Consider the following 18,768-nt stretch of genomic DNA (forward strand, 5'->3'; position numbering starts at 1 on the left):
CCCCGCTTATTAACAATGGAGTGATACACTCGGGCGATGAGCTTGAGTTAAAGAAAAGCCAACGCGAGGAATTAGCACATTAACACTCATGATGCCGCCGGGCTGGAAAACATCTATCCCTTAGTGATCTTCGATGGCACCTGTAACCTGTGTCATGGCGCCGTGCGTTTTATCGTTAATCGCGACAAGCTGCGACGTTTTCGATTTGCCTCGATTCAGAGCGATATTGCCCGGCAGATCTTGGCCGAGCACGGCATAGTCGTGGACCTTGAGGATCTCAGTAGCTTCTATCTGGTAGATGAGGATGGTGTGCTGGCTCAGAGCGAGGCGGCGCTGGCGGTGGTGAGTCACCTCGATGGCGCCTGGCCCTTATTGAAGCTATTTAGGTGGCTGCCCCGCGCCTTGAGAGACTGGGGTTATCGCCAGATTGCCAGCAGGCGTTATCGTCTCTTTGGTCGCAGAGCCTGCGCCCTGCCAACAGAGGTCGACAGGGCTAGATTTCTTAACTGAATCGAGATTAGTTGAGGATCAGAGTGCCATCAGCTTAGGCAAGAAACGATCGTCCTGTTTGGCAATCTCGCGCTGTTCATCCAGAACCTGCTGCAAAATCTCCTTGCTGGTGAGTGGATTGGCCAGTACCACACGAAACACGACCGAAGTGATGCCATGATTATTGGCCGGGATGATGCGGGTACGGGAGACAAAAGATTTTCCCTGTTCGCGCTGCCGCTTCTGAATAAACTTGGTCAAGCCATCGAGTAAGGCGTTGATCTCGCTCACCCGCGCTGTGTCACCAGTTTGTACAGCCTTTTCCAGTGTCACTTGTACCTTGGCGGGCACATAGCGATAGGTCAGCAGGCAAAGCTCTGGCTTAGATGCCAGCTGGAAATCATCTTGAGCAGCGATAAGCTCGCCGAAATAGCGCGCCTTTTCCAGGCTGTTGTTGATTAAGATCTCGTAGCCGTCACGTCCAATCACCTGCAAGCAAGCGTGCACTAGCATGGCCATACCTGGGCGGGATCCCTCTAAGGTTTGGCTACCCAAATCCTTTGAGCCCTTGCGCAGAATATATTCGGCGTGGTGTTTGATGGCGTTGGCAAATTCCGGGTCTTTAAATAGCACCATTCCGGCGCCCATGGGCACGTACATCTGCTTATGAGCATCGATAGTCACTGAGTCGGCGCGCTCGATACCGGATAACAGGTGACGATACTTGTTCGACAGTAGGCTGGCACCGCCCCAGGCAGCATCTACATGGAAATGACAGCCAAGGTGCTCGGCCAGATCTGCAAGCTCGTCGAGCGGGTCGATATTGCCGGTTTCCGTGGTGCCGGCCACGCCGACAATCGCCATGACCTTGATATTCTTATCGGATAGTTGTTTGGCCGTCTCGCGCATCTTGGCCACATCCACCTTGTTGTCCGCCGCGCAGGGGATACTGATGATGTTGTCGCGGCCGATGCCGAGCAAATCAGCGGCCTTGCCGAGAGAGTAGTGGCCGCGCGTTGACACTAAGATCGCCAGATCATCATAGCCATAATGGCGCAGCGCGCGCATCAGGCCTGATTGTGCCACACCCTTGAAATCCTCATCGGGTTTTAGCAGACGGTTACGAGCGATCCACAGGGCCGTGATATTGGCGACCGTACCACCAGAGCAGAAGGCGCCAAGGGAGTGACTGGCGCTGTGCATCCAGCTCTGATAAAAAGTCTCGGTCTGACCGTAGACCATATGATGCATCATCCCCAACACCTGACGTTCCAGCGGCGTAAAGGCCTTGGAGGTTTCTATTTTCACCAGGTTTTGGTTCAGCCCTACCATCATCTTTGACAGTGGCAGTACGAAATAGGGTAGTGCCGAGGTCATATGGCCAATAAAGCTGGGCGCCGAAGTATGTACGCTGTGGGCGATCAGCGTTTGCATCATCTGCTCGGCATAGTCGGAGACGAAGCTAGGAGCGGCCGGGATCTGATGGGCCTGAAAGTCTTTTTCGATCTCGCTAAGTGGTTTCTCGACCGCGACGATATTCTCTTTGAGGAATCCCATCAGGTTTTCTGACAGGTTTTTCTCTATCTTGCCAAGGGTCGAATTAGGAGCCTCGGGCAAGGTGAAAATACGCATCAAGGCCTCTTCAGAGGCGGTCGCTTGTCGTGTCTGTTTTGATGTCATCGAGGCGCATCGCTTAACTTGTGTCTGTTTTCTAATCGAAAACAGGCGGACGAAAAAGGGAGCTAACTTTACTGTAAGCTTTATACCGCATCAAGGGGGAAAAGTGAAATGGCTAGCGGCAGGGGCGTAAAGCCCTGAGAGGGCCCAGGGACTAACCAAAGGGGGTCGTCCCTGGGCACTTTAGTTTAATTGGCTTTGGGACTATCGACCTAGCCGATACAAGCGGGCGATATTCACTGCGCAGTGGTAAAGGTTGTCGCTGGCACTGGCCAGAACCTGTTCTAATGCCATCGCTCTTGGGGTGACTGAAAAAATAGCCTCTATGCCGTGTTCGAGCAGTATATTGGCATCGTCGCTAACGCAGCCGGCAATGGCGATCACCGGGATCCCCTGTTTGTTGGCCTCGCGGGTGACCCCCATGGGCGTCTTGCCGTGCAGGGTTTGGCTGTCGAGGCGGCCTTCGCCTGTGATCACTAAGTCTGCGTCTTTGAGCTGCTCGCTCAGCTTAACCGTTTGCATCACGATATCGATACCGGGTCTGAGCCTGGCCTTGAGATAGGCCAGCATCGCAAAACCCATACCGCCTGCCGCGCCTGCACCCGGTACCTCGCGGCATTCCGTAAGGCCCGCGAGCTGGGTAATATCGGCAAAGTGAGCCAGTGCCTTATCCAGTCTGGCGACCATGATCTCATCGGCGCCTTTTTGTGGCCCGAAGATGGCGGATGCGCCTTTTTCGCCGCATAGGGGATTATTTACATCGCAGGCAACTTCAATCTGTACCTGATTTAAACGTGGGTGCAGGCCGCTGAGATCGATACTGGCCAGTTCGATGAGGGCTGCGCCGCCAGGGGCAAGGGGCGTACCTTGACCATCGAGCAGGTGAACGCCGAGCGCCTGCAACATACCTGCGCCGCCATCGTTGGTGGCGCTACCGCCGAGTCCGAGGATCAGGTGAGTGACGCCGTTGTTGAGCGCGTGACAGATAAGTTCGCCTGTGCCATAGCTGGTGGTGATTAGGGGATCGCGCTGGGCCGGAGGCACATGGTGCAGCCCCGATGCCGAGGCCATTTCAATCACCGCGGTGCGCTGGCCAGCGATCTCTTGACCCAGTAAGCCGTAGTGCGCATCGACCTGGTTGCCCAGTGGGCCAGTGACCTTGAGCTTAACCAGTTTACCACCTGTGGCATCCACCATAGATTGCACAGTACCTTCGCCGCCATCGGCCACGGGTAACTTAATATATTCAGCATCGGGTAGCACTGCTTTAAATCCGCGTGCTATCTCTGTGGCGACTTCCATGGCGCTCAAACTTTCTTTATATGAATCGGGCGCGATGACTATTTTCATGCAGGCTTCCTGTGTGAAGGGGGAGTAACGTTTAATTAAATCTGGGGTGTCCGGCGCCAAGGTATTAACCCTTCAGCGCCGGGGAGTTTAGCTTAGAGTAGGACAAGACTCAGCAGATAGACTAGCGTCATGGCGGTAACACCTTGGATTAGGGTCGCCATGGTTTGTGCCTTGTAGGCCTGCTTCACGCTCATGCGGCTAAACTGAGTGACCACCCAGAAGAAGCTGTCGTTGGCGTGTGAGACTGTCATAGCACCGGCGCCAATGGCCATCACTGTGAGCACGCGGCCCATGTCGCTGGCCAGGCCGATATCGCCCAGCATAGGCGCAACCAATGCAGAGGTGGCAACCAGGGCTACGGTCGATGAGCCTTGAGCCGATTTTAGCGCCGCGGCGACGATAAACGGCATGAAGATACCGATACCCAGTGCCGACAGAGAACTGCCAAGGAAATTACCAATCTCTGTGGCTTTGAGCACGGCACCGAAGGCACCACCTGCACCAGTGATTAACAAAATCGGGGCTGCAACCACCAGACCATGGCTGATGCGCTCGCTGAACTCTTTGATCTTATCGTTACTCTTAAGCAGAAGTAGCGAGAGGAACAGGCCAATCATCAAGGCGTTCACAGGTTGACCCAGGAAAGCCAGCGTATCGAATAGCGCGCCATCGCCCAGTGGCATTGAAGGGAACTTGGCAATAGAGCCTAAACAGATCAGCAGGATCGGCACGAAGATAGGGGCAAAGGCTTTGGCTGGGCTAGGTAGCTCGCCATAGGTTGCCTTCAGTTTGTCAAAATCTTCCACATTGTTTTTAAGCTCTTCGGCGCCTTCGCCATCGGGCTCAACATTAGCGAAGCGGTTAGCCCACAACATACCCGCCAGTGCGGCAACGGCGGCAACGAAGATACCGACACCAATCACCAAGCCAAGGTTAGATTCCAGTCCCAGGTTACCTGCTGCGGCGATCGGGCCGGGCGTTGGCGGTACGAAGGTGTGAGTAGCATAGAGACCCGTGGCGAGGGCTACACTCATGGAGACGCTGGAGACCTTCATACGGTTGGCCATCGACTGCTTGAGCGAGTTAAGGATCACATAGCCCGAGTCACAAAATACCGGGATAGAGACCAGGTAACCGATGATCGACATGGTGAGGGTGGGGAAACGTTTACCTAACAGTTTAATGACCACATCGGCCATGGTAATCGCCGCGCCGCTCTTTTCCAGTATGGTACCGATAATGGTACCCAGAACGATAACCAGGCCGATATAGCCTAAGATACCGCCGAAACCGGAGGTGATGGTTTTTGCCACATCGGCGCTGGGTAAGCCATAGGCAAACGCAGCGATAAATGAGGCGAGAATGAGGGTTAGGAAGGGGTGAAGCTTAAATTTGGATGTCGCGATAACGATGAAGGCTATCACGGCGATCAAGATCAATACTAGGCTCATAGGGTGTCCCTGTCGTGGGTTATATTTATTGGTTTAGCGTTAACCCGCCCCTAGCGCAGGGACAGAGGGTTTTCAGGCTGGCACCATTATCCGTAGATAGAGACAATCTGGCTTCGTGCTAGTTGCCTAACATTTAACGTGAGCGCAACCAATATTTGTGCGCTTGCACAAATATTGGCGAAAACAGAAGATAAAAGTCGGTCTGGATCACAAATCGACGGGCGGGGTTGTTCGATTAGGCGGTTAATTTATCGTCGTTGGCAGATTGCCAGCTGGCCTCGCCGCGACAGGCACTGCCGAAGGCTTGAAATAGTTTGACCGAGTCAGGATTTTCATTGGCCTGCCACTCAGGGTGCCACTGCACGCCGAGGATAAACTGGCCATAATCTGGGCCGTGGATTGCCTCAATCAATCCATCTTCACCATAAGCTAAGGCTTCGAGCCCCTTGCCTAGGGTGCAGATCCCCTGGCCATGGAGGGAGTTGACCATGGTCTTATCGCCAATCAACTTGGCCAGCCAGCTGCCGGGTACCGTCTTGATGGCGTGTCTGGGTCCATACTGCACATGATTTGGGGTCTGAGGATCTTCACGGTGATCATCAAAGCCGGGTTCGCTATAGACCTTTTGATACAAGGTGCCACCCAGTGCAATATTAAGCTCCTGCATGCCGCGGCAGATCCCCAGAATAGGTAACTTACGCTTAAGGGCGCCTTTAATCACTGCCAGGTCGACGATGTCACGGTTCAGATCTTGGCTCTTTTCAGGGGTAAGGTTTTCTTGTCCATACAGGCTAGGCTCGATATTTGAGCCTGCGCCCGAGAGGTAAACCCCATCGACCATGTCCAGATACCGGTCTACGTCCTCGACGCCGAAACAGGTAGGCATGAGCAGAGGGACAGCATTGGCTATCTCCACAATCGGCTGCATATATTTGTGGGTCATCACTTGGTACGGATGTTGGTTTTTGTCCTGCTGGCCCATGGTCATCAAGATAATAGGTTTGGATTTCTTAGCACTTGTAGTCTGTGTTATTGGCATAGATCACCCGTTTGGTCGCGTTATTTGTCACCCGATGCGTGACATAAGAGTAGCGTTATACGGCCGCTGTGGGCCTTAGCTATTGGCTTTGTTTTAAGGATAGCAAAATGTGCAAAGCCCATTTATCGACCACCAGTCTGCCCTAATGGTGTTCATTATGTCAAACGGTTTGATTTTAATTAATTACGTTTTGGGGCTGGTTGGAGGAGACGTGAAATCCCAGATTTTATCCTGGGAGCATGATTCTTCGATTTGACCTGGTTTGGTTATTGAGGGGGATTCTATATGTTTGATCTATCCGAGGTGTCCATATATGCGATCGAATAACATCCCTGTTTAATTGCCAGTTCGGCATCCATGCCTCTCGCTCGTAAGCGCTAAGCTTTGCTTCACTCACCGTGCCAAAATAGTGATTGTACGAGCCCTGCCGGGCAGGCGCTACTGCCAGATTCCCCCCATTGGGCTGATCGCCACAATAACCATTTGTTCCGACCTCGACCTAGATCAAAATAACTTCACCAAATAAACCTTAACATTGGTGCGAACTGTCACCTGACAGAGCATGTTCCCGTTCCCATTGTTGGCTGGAAGACTTGAAAGGTAAGCCTGTTGAGTCCTGCTGAAACGCAATTGCTCAGGGCTGAATTGTTGAGAAACAGGCTCTGCTTCTCATGCCGGAAATGATGGTGAACATTGCTAAGAAGATAAAAAACCACCTGATTGAGATTGTTATGATTCATAAAATGAGCAAGGCCGTAAGGGGCATACCCACACCAATGGCGGGCTTGGCGCTGGGCATTGCAAGCTTAGGTTGGTGTTGGGAAAACTTTGCCGAGCTCCATGGCTATGGGCAGTGGACTGGCGCCGCGATTGCCAGCGTGCTGTTAGTCGTCTTGGCCGTTAAGTTTTTCTTTCATCACGCTCTGCTTAGGCAAGATCTCGCTCATCCGGTCGTCGGCAGTGTCGTCCCCACCTTTGCGATGGCGCTCATGGTGGTGTCTAACTCCCTGGCGCAATTTTATCCGCTAGCGGGTGAAGCCTTGTGGCTAGTGGCTGTGGTGCTCCACATCATCTTTCTGGTGAGCTTTGTATATCACAGGGCAAAAGACTTTGAACTTCACCATTTGGTGCCCAGTTGGTTTATTCCCCCCGTAGGCATTGTGGTTGCGGATGTCTCTTTCTCAGGCAATCCGGCACTGGCAGGGATAGCGCAGGGCGCGCTGCTCTTTGGCATGTTGGCTTATGCCGTGATGCTGCCCATGATGATCTATCGTTTCATGTTTACCCATGAAGTGCCTGATGCGGCGAAACCCACTATGGCGATTCTGGCGGCGCCAGCCAGTCTCTCGTTGGCAGGCTATTTAACCGTTACAACAACGCCATCGCCGGTGATTATCGCCCTGTTATTTGGCATCGCCGTGCTGATGACCGCTGTTATCTACCTGGCGTTTTATAAGCTCCTGAGATTGCCCTTTAGCCCCGGCTATGCGGCGTTTACTTTCCCTTTAGTGATTGGCAGTACGGCATTGTTTAAGATGGCAAACTGGATGGTACTCGAGGGGATAAAGGCTGATTATGTGCAGCAGGTGAGAGAGTTAGCGGTATTTGAGTTAATGGTGGCGACCCTTGTGGTGTGTTATGTCACGCTGCGCTACATCAATAACCTCTTGATACAGCCACGCCTTGTTTCACGGACAGCTTAGTGTCACCTCCTGTTTAGAGTCTCGTTTTGTTCAGTATCGACGCGCCCTGCTTGATGGGCGGCAGGTTAACCGTACTGGCAAGGAAGCCTCGCCGCGTGAAAGCCAGCAACTCAACGAATCCCCATGCGCTCAGCGCAATAATCAAAACCCTATAGTCTTAACGGTCCGTATGCGCAAAAATAATGACCTTTACGGCATGACTTAGCCGGCGAGAGTGCGTAAAATCCCCGCTTTCAGAAAGGGGGCCTAGCGCCATTGCCCCCGCTTTTTGCCGTATTTATTTAAGATGTCAGACGCCATGTACTGTGCCCAGCAATGTTTCACTCCGTTTCGCGCCTCCGTCGAGGGGATCGCGCTGCCTGAGCGGTTTACCTTTCCCTTCTATTATGAGCCCCACAAGCTGTGTGAGCTGGCGGCAAGTGAGTTGCAGGAATATCTTGAACATCAAAAGCAGTGGCAGCACAACTTCGGTCTGAGCGGCGAGCGCGAAGGTGCCATTGGCAAGATGTTTGGCGTCTTGGTGGTGCAAAATGAACAGGGTGAGCTTGGTTATCTCAAGGCGTTTTCTGGCAAACTCGCCGAGCAGAATCTGCTGCCGGGCTTTGTGCCGCCTGTGTTTGACATGCTGACCCAGGATAGCTTTTTTCATGGCGAGCAGCTGGCCATCAATCAATTGACGGCAGAGCTTGAGGCGTTACAACAATCCTCCGTTCTCAGCGGGCTACAGAGCGAACTTAAGGCGCTGCGCGAAGCCAAAGAGCAGGCTGTGGGCGAACTTAGGGCGGAGATTATCGACAACCGTAAGTCGCGCAAGGCCAGACGAGTGGCGGGTGAGCAGCTTGATGCCGCGGCCTTTGAGGCATTACAGCAACAGCTTGGTCGCGAGAGCGTGGCCGAGAAGCACAGGCTCAGGCTGTTAAATGAGCAGTGGGACAGTCAGATTGAGGTGCGCGCCACCCAACTTGCCAGCTTGAATGCTGATCTTGACGCCTTAAAACAGCGACGCGCCATGCAGTCCAGTGCCTTGCAGCTAAAGTTGTTTGCCCAGTACCGCTTTTTAAATCAGGCGGGCGAGGTTAAGGATCTTAACAGCCTGTTTAGTCACCTGCCTAATGGATTACCGCCGGCCGGGGCGGGGGAGTGCGCCGCGCCTAAGTTGCTGCAATTTGCCTTTGAACATCACTTTAAACCTATTGCGATGGCAGAGTTCTGGTGGGGGGCATCGCCCAAGTCCGAGGTGAAGCAACATAGGCATTTCTATGGTGCCTGTCAGGGCAAGTGCGAACCCATTTTAGGTCATATGCTTGCCGGTATCGAGCTGGATGATAATCCGCTGCTGAGCAACCCTGCCGAGGGCAAAGCGCTCCCCATTCTCTATCAGGATGAGGCGATAGCCGTGATCAACAAGCCGGCAGAGTTTCTCTCAGTGCCAGGCAAGAACATCAGTGATAGCGTTTATAGTCGCATGAAGCTGGCCTTTCCGAGGGCCAGTGGACCGCTGATAGTGCACCGCCTGGATATGTCCACCTCGGGTTTGATGGTGATCGCACTGAGCAGCGAGGCCAATAAGGCGTTGGTACAACAGTTCATCGGCCGCACCGTGGAGAAGCGCTATCTTGCCAAGGTGGCTGGAGAAGTAAAGGGCGAGGAGGGGGAGATCAAGTTGCCTCTGAGAGTGGACCTTGATGACAGACCGCGCCAGCTGGTCTGTTTTGAACATGGTAAACATGCTCATACCTATTGGCAGGTAAAGGCCAGGGAAGCGGGCACGACCTTGTTGTCACTGTTTCCGAAAACAGGCCGAACCCATCAGCTCAGGGTGCACTGCGCTCATCAAGATGGCTTAGGGCTGCCGATTATCGGTGACGATCTCTATGGCGCTAAGGCCAACCGATTGCATCTACATGCCCAGTATCTGGCCTTTAACCATCCGCTAAGCGGCGAGCGGGTGAGTTTTAGCTGTGAGCCCGATTTCTAGACCTTTTTATTGCTCATCCTGGGTGCGGCTTAGTAACACCTGCCCCAGATAGAGCTGCAACAGGCCGTCGAGCTTATGAATATCTATCTTAGTGATTTGGGCTATCTTATCCAAGCGATACCTTAGGGTGTTACGGTGAATAAACAGCGACTTGGCACAGGCTTGCTGATCGCCAAAGTGTCCCAAATAACTTGCTAGCGTCTTGCGTAGCAGGGCGTTCTTGTCTTTGTCTATCAGGCGCTGAAATGGCGTCAATAACTGTTTGCCGCGCCAGTCATCCTTAAGGCCTGAGAGCATCACCAAGAGGGCATGGTCTTCATAGAGGTATTTGCTCTGCTCAGGTTGTAACTGTTGACCAAAATTGAGGGTTTCCAGCGCCGTCTGATAGGAGCGGTTGATCTCCATGGTATCGGGGAAGTAGTGGCCAAGAGCGATTTTGAGGCGTGTGTTTAACTCGTTTGGCAGACGTTTAAGTAGGCGGTCTATGCGCAGGCTCTCAGCTTCGGCGCTCCAAGACTTGCCATCGAGAAAAGCGGGTTTGAGGATCACCAACTCTGTCATCGAGGTCATGGCGATTAGGTTGCCCCTTGAAGGCGTTTCCAGCAGGTGCAACACAGTCTTGAGCAGAGAGTTAGCACGCTCGTCGCTGGTATCGTCATTGATTCGAATGACGGCGGCGACTCTGGGCATCTCAAGATCAATATCGAGTCGTTTAGCCCAGATCCTGAGATGATCGAGATCCCGTCCCTCAGGTTTTATCAGCTGCAGGATAAACTCCTCCTGCTGACGAGCACGCCATTGCGCCACATCCAGCGAGTTAGCCTGTTCAACAATCATCTCGGCGGTCATTTTCAGCAGCTGGCCAAAGGCCCTGAGGTGTTCAGGCTCGCCCGTGATACCGATAACGCCGATGATCTCGCCCTGATAGTGCAGCGGCAGGTTGATGCCCGCCTTGACCCCATGCAGGCTACCTGTGCTGGCGTTGTTGAGCTCAACGGTGCGATTCTGACTGATGGCCAGCAGGGCACCTTCGTGGGTGGAGCCGATTCGGTGTGGGTCGCCAGAGCCCAGGATCACGCCTTGGCTGTTCATCACATTGATATTGTGGCCGATGATCGCCATGGTGCGATCGACTATTTGTTGGGCAAGTTGTGTGTCGAGAAAGAACAAGTCGATGTTAACGGCTTAGGGATTGAACCTTGAGCTTAAGGCAAAAATTTACCAGACACTAGACTTGCTGGACGCTTTTGCGAGATGGCAATAAAAAACCCGCGACAGGCGCGGGTTTTTTTGTAGGCTTTAGCTTATTACAGCTTGTAGCTCATGCTAAGCATGATCAGGTGGGCATTGTAGTCGTGGTTGTTGTAACCAAATCCGACGACGTTCCAAATACCATCTGGCGCTATGCTGTTACCTGGGTCATTGTCCTGGTATTTTTCCATCTTGTAGTCAAGACGAACAGCCATCTTATCGGTGGCCTGGTATTGACCATAGAAATTGACGTTGTGGACTCTGGCATAGTAATCGCCATAGTCACCAGTGATACCCTGTTGTACCTGAGTGTTGCTGCTTGAATCTGAGAAGGTGTAGTCTACGCCAAGACGTAGTTTCTTCTCTAACAGATTGTTGTAGCTAAACCCAGCGCCAACCACATCGACCTGATCTTCAACTAAACCAAACCAGTTTGGCGCGCCAAAGTTGGTGCTGCCAGCCTGCTCTGAATCAATGTTTTGACGATTGTAGAAGGCGTTAACCATCATATCGTCGTTGAGCAGGTAGCTGAGGTTGATGTCATAGCTGACATCTTTTGACTCAGTGAGACCGATTTGGGTTTCGTTGTAGTCATCCAGTGCGTAACGACCACCAAAGTCAATGGTCAGCGCATCGATTGGCGTGTGGCTAACACGAGCCTCGACCATGGTGCGCTTGCGGTCGGCAAGGTTGTACTTGCGCAGCAGGCTGTTTGACTCATTCGAGGTCCACTCTGAGGCTTGGTATTGCGAACCATCACGCTCGCCATAGCTACCCTTGATCCACATATCCCACTTGTCAAATGCGCTTAGGTGGTACTTAGCCCACAGCGTGTTCTCATCAGTGGTTTCGCGATCTTGGTAGCTACGCTCGTCGCGACGGTAGTCGTAACCCACATCAAGCTTCATGCCACGGCTGATACGCAAATCAACACCCACTTTACCTCTTTGTGTCGTGAAGTCATAAGGGGTGTTGTAGGCCGCTTTGCCTGTGGTGGAGTCGATGCTGATCTGAGTCCATTCTTCCACATTGGTTTTGTTATCGCGGTCGCTATAGTCATAGCTGGCGTTAACACGAACCGTGCGGTTGATGCGAGACACGACCTTTAGGTTAGCGCCAGTCATATCGACCTTAGCATCCACGGCATCTACTGGCGTTTGATAACCATAACCAGAGGTTACCAGCGCCTGATCTTGGCTCATCTGACCGTAATGCACGCGGCCGCTCATGATGGTGCTACCGGCTGTGTATTGGCCCATTAGCGAGACGGTGTGCGCCTCGTTGTCTGGGTCTAACGCCATGGTGCCCTGAGTCTGCGCGCCGAAGGTCGGATTAAAGGCATTGTCAAAGGTCAGCTGGCTGTACTGGTTCTTAAAGCTTGAACCTGAGTAGGCCAGGGCGGTAAACCAGTTGTCGCCTTTGAACTTGACGCCTGCCTCCACGGTATCTGTGGTGTAATCCACAGGCTCAGCCAGCATCATAGACTGATTGAAGAAACTACCTGATGCCTGCTTAAGACCCGTTTTATCTTCACGCTCATAGGTGATGTAAGTGCTCCACAGCTCCTCACCCTGATACTCGAAGCCCAGGCCAGCGCGCTTGCGCTTGAGGGAGAGTTCAAGTGGGTTAAGGCTGTTGTATAGCTCACTCATATCCTGGCTTGAGCCCGCAGTTTGCCAGTTGTCTGGCAGAGTGAGGTGGTCGCCGCCTACGCCTTGATAAGGACTCATCGCCTTGTCAGTCTTGTAGGTGGCAATTTGACGGTAGTTGATGTTCAGCTTGTGCTGTCCTACCTTGCCAGTTTCGAGATCAAGAGAACCGTTTTCCATGCCGAGGTTTTGCGCCTCTACGCTGGCACGGTAACCAGATTCGCTGACGTAACTGACATCGGCATCGACCTTACCGGCAAATTCATTTTCGGCGGCAAATGCGTTGGCAGAGCGTATATCATCGCTGTCGTTGTAACCCACGCCAACACCTACAGTGCCGCTGACGCCAGTTTCAATTTTACAACGCTTACAGTCCCACTTATCGAACTTCACCTTCTCGGTATTGGCGTTTTGAATGCCATAGCCATCGGCCAGTGCCATGCCAGGCATGACGATACCGGCATTAGCGATAAGGGCGAGGGTGACTACATTGAGTTTGAATTTCATCTTCTCGTCTCCTTAGCGCTGGAATAGCTTGCCAGATGGATGGTTTGAACCATGGATCTGGTTGTGACAGTTCAGACAGCTACGACCACCGGTAAAGGCGTTACCACCCACGGTACCTTGGTCGGTGTTGCCCAGGTAAGCATTGCTGGCATGGCCATCGCTAGCGTGGCACTGCTGACAAAGTTGTGGCGCGCGAGTCTTCAACATGCCCTCGTTAACGCTACCGTGCGGGTTGTGGCAGCTAACACAGTTTTCAGTTACGGGAGCATGTTCCCATAGCTTTGGGCCGCGTTTTTCTGCGTGGCACGAGTAGCAGGTCTCGTTAACGCTGGGCTTAACCAGGTCCGAGTCTGACAGGGTACCGTGTGGGTTGTGACAATCGCTACAAACCATCTGCGCCCACTTCATTGGGTGAGCAGAGCGCTTGTTCATGTCAGCTTTTTGCTTAGTGTGGCAGCTGGTACAGATCTCCATCTCGGTGTTCTTAGAGAGCACGGGATCTTTATCTGTGTGAACTGAGTGACAAGAAGCACAGGCAACATCGGCATTATCGTGGTGACCGCCGTTCCAGGCCATACGCTTGTCATCTTTGTGACAGCTCATACAGACGCTGTTTTGCTTCTCAGCAGACAAGCTTGAGTCGGGACCGAAGGCGATCATCGGCTCGTTACCGCCGCGGTTATGCTTACCCATAGGGCCGTGGCAGGCTTCACACTGCAGACCGGCCATCGGGCTTTTGCTCGAGTCGGCGGCGCCGTGTACGCCTTTAAACAGATCCATGACCTTTTCTGATTTGCCGTGACACATAAGGCAAGAGTCGGCACCTTTAGGCGAGTATTGGCCTTCGGCAAACTTCTTGTCTAGCGTGGCTTCCACCTCGTCAGGGGTCATCTTAGCGTCCCACTTAGAGGCAACGGCGCCTTGGCTTATGCCAAGCGACAGCACAGCTGCTGCCATCACCGCCGGAATCAGGCTTTTGAATTGATTTATGATTTTCATAATAGGCATCCTAATTTGCACAAAATAGTCGTGAAAAGTGGGGGAGGTGACTCCCCCGGATTTCAATTTGAGATGTGCAAATTACATCTTCACCGCAGTGTGATCTTCGATAACAGGTGCGTGGCAGTAGAAACAAGTTTCCAGTTGCGCTGCCTCGGTAACCGCTTGCTTATCGGTGCCATTAACAATAGCGCCTTGACCTTCAGCATGTGCTGCAAATTTAGCTTCTGATTCAGGGCTATATACGTGGCAAGACATACAGGTTGCTGCGATAGGCGTTGTGTATGTTCCGCCTGCTGTCGCTAGCGCGCCCTTGTTCTTAAATGCATCAAGGTTGAAGTCGTTATGACATTGCTCACAGGTCATGCCAGCGATAACAGCGTAATCACCAGAGCTATGAACTTTATGAAGTTTCAGCTCAAGAGCGCCCATGTTTGCACCGCCGGCATAAGTGCCATCTGGCGTGTGACAAGCCACACAAGCATCGACACCTATGATAGGCATATCGTTGGCGTCTTTGGTGTGAGACAGCTGCTCAGACATCACGAAACCAGCATGGTGGCTACCCTTGTGCACTTCAAACTCTTTGGTGTGACAAGATGCACAGGCAGTGAAGTTAACTGAGTCGACATGACGCATGCTTGGTGCTTGACCCGATAGCGTGGCAAAGACCAAATCGGCTTTCATACCAGTGTACTTATCAGTATCACTACCGTCGAAAGCTGGATCGTCACAGGTAACGAACTCACCCTTGTCTGAACACATTGCCCAACCGACGAAGGTAAAGGCGGTTTCGTTGTCGGCACCTTCTTCACCTAGCTTAAGATCTTTGCTTGTGGTGTAAACCAGCTTGCCATCTTCGATCTTAGCAGCTGCATCCAGTACGCCATTTTTCACAGCATTGATTAAGTCTTTACCATAGTAGCCAAGAGTGACATTGTTTGGCCCTACGTTAGTGACGATCTCGAAGCGCTGTACCATAGGCAGAATAGTGTTGATATCAACGGCTGCGCCACTTGAATCGACAACCTCAATACTGATGGTTGCAGCTTTGGTTTCTGCGTTGATAACAGATTCAACATTTAGGCCGTATTGGTCGATAAGGGCTTTCTTGTCGTTGCCCGCTTGTGTATGGAGCTCGGCAGTCCAGCTCGCGTTATGACAGGCAACACAGTTGCTGTTGTCATTTTGCTGAGAGTGACCTTTACCCGCTTTGAAGTCTACGTTGACGTGGCAGCTAGTACAGGTTTCCATGGTTGGAACGCGTGACCAGTTACCCCACTCGGTTAGCTCTTCTGACTGCACGTGACAGGTTTGGCAGTTGTCTTGCACTATGTGATGAGCGGTTTCGGCGCTCTTATCCATGTTACGACCGTACATCTTAGCGTCGTTGTGCACGTTGTGGATCAGATGGCCGAAGGCAACTTGTTGCTTACCTTTGTCATCTGCCATCTCTTGAGTATGACAAGACACACAGCTCTCTACCTCAGTGTAGCTGTGATAGATCTTCTTACCTTCTGCGTGACAGCTGTTACAGCTAGCGGTATCAACCACATTTTTGGTGTAAAGGGCTTCATAGCCTTCACCTGAGAAATCTTCTGCGATCTCAGTACGTGGTACGGCAGTTACACCGTCAAGCAGTGTCGATGCACTGGCGATAACGTTGTAGCGTTGAGTTAGTTCTGAGTTGTAACCTTCCACGTCGATAGTAAAAGTGTAGTTACCATCTTTATGATCGGTAAAGGCTTTTTGTGAGCCAATGAATTGCCATTCGGCGGCATTACCGGCACCGGTTGCACCTTGTGGCAGCAGTTGAACCACTTTTTTCACTTCAAGATCTTTTAGACCGATAACTGGAAGATCTTCTTCGTTGGTCGCAAAGACTGTGATAGTTGGAATGCCGTTGTCATAGTCCACCTTGGTGACATCAAGGTGAAGCACTTCAATGGCGTCGGCTGCTGGGCCACCTGGGTTGCCCGGATTACCATCTTTACCATCGCTACCACCACAACCGGTAAGAGCCATGGAGACGGCACCTGCTGCGATAAGCAGCTTAAATTTATTGTGTTGTACGTTCATCATTTTTTTCCCTGCATAGGTTTGGCATCGTCTTAAGTGCATGGCCTGTTAACAGCGCCGATTCTCGTTTATAAGTTGTGCGACCTAAGTCAATGCTGGAAATAGAAATCCCCAAGGAAATGCTAACGTAACAGACGGCTAAAATCTGCCTGACTGAGTCTAATGTGTGACCCAGATCTTTCTATTTCTAAAGGGGTAGGTTTGAGGGCTGGTAAAGGCGAAGTTTGATGAAAAAAATGTTGCAAAATGAAACGGTTTTGCGATTTTTGTTTTTATTTTAGCATTAGCTGTTCTTTATTAAAAACAAAGGGAGGCAATGCCTCCCTTTGGGTATCAGAATTTCCCCAGATGAGCCATCAGGGGAAAGGCTAAGTCACTAGTGACTGCTGCCCCAGTTAGCGTGAGCTTCCAGGATCTGACTGTCTTTATGACAAGTAGAGCAAGTTTCAGCCGGGTTGAGGCTATCATAATCGCTAGCAGGTACACCTAAGGTGGTGAGTGGAGCACCGTCTTGCTTTAGCAAGCCACCATTGGTCTGAATGTGTGCTGCAGTGGCTTCACTTAGACCATAAGGCGCTTGGTGACAGCTGACACATGCTGCGGCTTGTGGTGATACCACTAGCTGCTCGTTAGCGTCACTTAAACGGTTACCATCAGTTGTACCAAAGGCAACAGGTGCGGCTTTCGGATCTATCTTAGAAAGTGAGAATCCGTTGTCACCGTGACATGCCTGACACTCAGTCTTCTTGAAGAACATGTCGCCTTCAGGGGTATAGACATAGTGCTTGCTGTGAACAATATAAGCTAGGTTAGAAGAACCTGCGCCTTTCTTGTCACGTGTGCCATTGTGGCAGCTTGCACAGCCATCCATATCGTTACTGAAACGATGCTTGATCGCAGTAGTGTGACACTGCTGACAAGCTGTCATGTCTGCATGTTGTACGCGTGGAGACTGGTCAACCTTGGTACCATCGGCAGCGAAGTAGGCTGTGTCAGAAGGCACATAAGGGCCAGCATTTGTTGCAACGCCTTCTGTGACTGTACAGTCGGCTAATGCGCCTTTGCCGTCAAAGCAGATGTGCAGTTGGCTGCTTAGCGCAACAGTCACTTCAGGGGTTTCCATCACCTGGGCAACCTTGTATGCACCATCAGCGATAGTGACATTGATAGACCCATCTTCGCCAGCAGTGAAGTAGCGGTAACCTATCTTTTGGTAGTTCACGAGGAAGTCATCATCGACTACACCGTTGAATACAATGGCACTGGTGTCACCACCATATTTGTATGGCGTAGGATCGATTTGTGCCAACGTCACCTTAGTATCACCTAAGCTCACAGTCATGTTAGCCGTTACTGTCTTAGTATCAGCATCATAGCTCATGCTGTTAAAGGTCACTTTTGCAGCTGCTGATTGTGCATTGTCATTTTTCAGGTAGTGGCCCGATTCTGCACCGCGTACACCACCGTTTGGATCGTTATGACAGCTCACACAGTTTTGCTTGCTTTCATCAATCTGGTTGTTGTCACTATCCCAGTGCCAGCTTGGTACTGCATATGGGCTGTTATGACAGTTCATACAGGTTGCAGTATCCAAGTCAGCCTTCCAGGCGTCAGCCATCATCAGGCTTTCATCTGCCTGGTGACAGGTTTGGCAGTTACCCGCGCTTTGTGGGTAGATACCGTTGTAGGTCGAGTGGCTATGGATAGCGTGTGCCATACCTTTGATTGAGCCATCAAACTCATAGCTACGTACCACGTTGCCAGCGTCATCTTTCTCGTCTTTCATGTACGTGTTGTAGTCGGTATGACAGAAGGTACAAGACTCAAGTGTGACATGTTTGCCGCCATGCATGGCAAGAGCGCCATCTTGACCAGGACGGTGACAGCTCTGACAAGTATCATTTGCAATCAAAGCTTTAGGCTTATCTTGAACTGTGTCAGAACTTGGTTGCCAATAGAAGAAGCTGTTATCAACCATTGACGAACCGGCAAAATTGCTCGCCTTAACGCCGAGGTAGATGCCGTTAGTGACGTCTGCCTTATAGTCGTACTTGCCTAAGGTGTCGATAGGTTTATCCAGCACTAGCGTATAGCTACCGTCACCATTATCGGTTAAGCAAGTTTCACACTCTGAACCTTTGAAGTAGGAAGAGCCAGTGTAGTGGTCATCGCCTTTATCTTTATTAAAGTAGCTTAACCAGATATCACGTGGGTTGCCTTCGAGATCTGTGCTGCCCACTTCATCTTCGTTGCCGACACGACCAAAAGAAACTGCACCAATATCTGCTGGTGTGAGACCGAATACCGCAACGCCGTTAGCGTCAGATAGATTGAAGTTGATGGTGAGGATACCTGCGTCATCTACGCTGGCCGATTGAATAGTCGATTTTAGGTGTGAAACCTCGCCAATGGGGTTAGCGATAGGACCTGGCTTGCCATCTTCGCCATCTTTACCGTCGCTGCCGCAACCAGATAAAGCGAGAGAGAGAAGTCCGGCACCTAATACAGCTTTTGTCGCTGCATTAACATTGAACTTTTTCATCATGATTATTCCCTGCAATAGTTTTAATCATCACTAATTGATTGTTCTTCAATA

The 18,768-nt window shown here is 51.6% G+C and carries 12 protein-coding genes; 3 read left to right on the forward strand and 9 right to left on the reverse strand.

What is annotated here, in order from left to right:
* Window positions 1-123: 123 nt before the first annotated feature.
* Window positions 124-510, forward strand: coding sequence for a thiol-disulfide oxidoreductase DCC family protein (locus L2712_RS10820; RefSeq protein WP_248977794.1), 387 nt, complete (start codon window positions 124-126; stop codon window positions 508-510).
* Window positions 511-528: 18 nt separating this feature from the next.
* Here L2712_RS10820 and panP read toward each other — a convergent pair whose 3' ends face one another.
* From panP to L2712_RS10840, 4 genes are all read right to left on the reverse strand, one after another.
* On the reverse strand, window positions 529-2,169 hold the full coding sequence (gene panP / locus L2712_RS10825; protein WP_248977795.1) for a pyridoxal-dependent aspartate 1-decarboxylase PanP: 1,641 nt from the start codon (window positions 2,167-2,169) through the stop codon (window positions 529-531).
* Window positions 2,170-2,370: 201 nt separating this feature from the next.
* Window positions 2,371-3,516, reverse strand: coding sequence for a glycerate kinase (locus L2712_RS10830; RefSeq protein ID WP_248977796.1), 1,146 nt, complete (start codon window positions 3,514-3,516; stop codon window positions 2,371-2,373).
* 92 nt (window positions 3,517-3,608) lie between these two features.
* Entirely contained in the window at window positions 3,609-4,967 is a 1,359-nt protein-coding gene (locus L2712_RS10835; RefSeq protein WP_248977797.1) for a GntP family permease, read from the reverse strand.
* A 235-nt stretch (window positions 4,968-5,202) separates the two neighbouring features.
* Window positions 5,203-6,006: a gamma-glutamyl-gamma-aminobutyrate hydrolase family protein gene (locus tag L2712_RS10840; RefSeq protein WP_088904280.1), complete on the reverse strand. Its 804-nt coding sequence runs from the start codon at window positions 6,004-6,006 to the stop codon at window positions 5,203-5,205.
* A 731-nt stretch (window positions 6,007-6,737) separates the two neighbouring features.
* Here L2712_RS10840 and L2712_RS10845 point away from each other — a divergent pair.
* Window positions 6,738-7,709, forward strand: coding sequence for a TDT family transporter (locus L2712_RS10845; RefSeq protein WP_248977798.1), 972 nt, complete (start codon window positions 6,738-6,740; stop codon window positions 7,707-7,709).
* Between the two features lie 298 nt (window positions 7,710-8,007).
* Window positions 8,008-9,687: an RluA family pseudouridine synthase gene (locus tag L2712_RS10850; RefSeq protein WP_248977799.1), complete on the forward strand. Its 1,680-nt coding sequence runs from the start codon at window positions 8,008-8,010 to the stop codon at window positions 9,685-9,687.
* Between the two features lie 6 nt (window positions 9,688-9,693).
* Here L2712_RS10850 and L2712_RS10855 read toward each other — a convergent pair whose 3' ends face one another.
* From L2712_RS10855 to L2712_RS10875, 5 genes are all read right to left on the reverse strand, one after another.
* Window positions 9,694-10,857, reverse strand: coding sequence for a sugar diacid recognition domain-containing protein (locus tag L2712_RS10855; RefSeq protein WP_033537648.1), 1,164 nt, complete (start codon window positions 10,855-10,857; stop codon window positions 9,694-9,696).
* 137 nt (window positions 10,858-10,994) lie between these two features.
* Window positions 10,995-13,094 carry an MtrB/PioB family decaheme-associated outer membrane protein gene (locus L2712_RS10860; RefSeq protein WP_248977800.1) on the reverse strand — a complete coding sequence of 700 codons (2,100 nt, stop codon included), beginning with the start codon at window positions 13,092-13,094 and terminating at the stop codon, window positions 10,995-10,997.
* Window positions 13,095-13,106: 12 nt separating this feature from the next.
* Entirely contained in the window at window positions 13,107-14,093 is a 987-nt protein-coding gene (locus tag L2712_RS10865) for a DmsE family decaheme c-type cytochrome (protein WP_033537650.1), read from the reverse strand.
* An 81-nt stretch (window positions 14,094-14,174) separates the two neighbouring features.
* A complete protein-coding gene (locus tag L2712_RS10870) occupies window positions 14,175-16,175 on the reverse strand; it encodes an OmcA/MtrC family decaheme c-type cytochrome (protein WP_033537651.1) in 2,001 nt (666 codons plus the stop codon).
* A gap of 373 nt (window positions 16,176-16,548) precedes the next feature.
* Window positions 16,549-18,717 carry an OmcA/MtrC family decaheme c-type cytochrome gene (locus L2712_RS10875; protein WP_033537652.1) on the reverse strand — a complete coding sequence of 723 codons (2,169 nt, stop codon included), beginning with the start codon at window positions 18,715-18,717 and terminating at the stop codon, window positions 16,549-16,551.
* Window positions 18,718-18,768 lie beyond the last annotated feature (51 nt).

It is taken from the genome of Shewanella marisflavi (genome assembly GCF_023283925.1).
GTDB classification, from domain to species: Bacteria; Pseudomonadota; Gammaproteobacteria; order Enterobacterales; family Shewanellaceae; genus Shewanella; species Shewanella marisflavi.

Coding starts and splice junctions, on each gene's coding strand:
- panP (WP_248977795.1), bottom strand. CDS start 2,169: ATGACATCAAAACAGACACGACAAGCGACCGCCTCTGAAGAGGCCTTG.
- L2712_RS10830 (WP_248977796.1), bottom strand. CDS start 3,516: ATGAAAATAGTCATCGCGCCCGATTCATATAAAGAAAGTTTGAGCGCC.
- L2712_RS10835 (WP_248977797.1), bottom strand. CDS start 4,967: ATGAGCCTAGTATTGATCTTGATCGCCGTGATAGCCTTCATCGTTATC.
- L2712_RS10840 (WP_088904280.1), bottom strand. CDS start 6,006: ATGCCAATAACACAGACTACAAGTGCTAAGAAATCCAAACCTATTATC.
- L2712_RS10845 (WP_248977798.1), top strand. CDS start 6,738: ATGATTCATAAAATGAGCAAGGCCGTAAGGGGCATACCCACACCAATG.
- L2712_RS10850 (WP_248977799.1), top strand. CDS start 8,008: ATGTACTGTGCCCAGCAATGTTTCACTCCGTTTCGCGCCTCCGTCGAG.
- L2712_RS10860 (WP_248977800.1), bottom strand. CDS start 13,094: ATGAAATTCAAACTCAATGTAGTCACCCTCGCCCTTATCGCTAATGCC.
- L2712_RS10865 (WP_033537650.1), bottom strand. CDS start 14,093: ATGAAAATCATAAATCAATTCAAAAGCCTGATTCCGGCGGTGATGGCA.
- L2712_RS10870 (WP_033537651.1), bottom strand. CDS start 16,175: ATGATGAACGTACAACACAATAAATTTAAGCTGCTTATCGCAGCAGGT.
- L2712_RS10875 (WP_033537652.1), bottom strand. CDS start 18,717: ATGATGAAAAAGTTCAATGTTAATGCAGCGACAAAAGCTGTATTAGGT.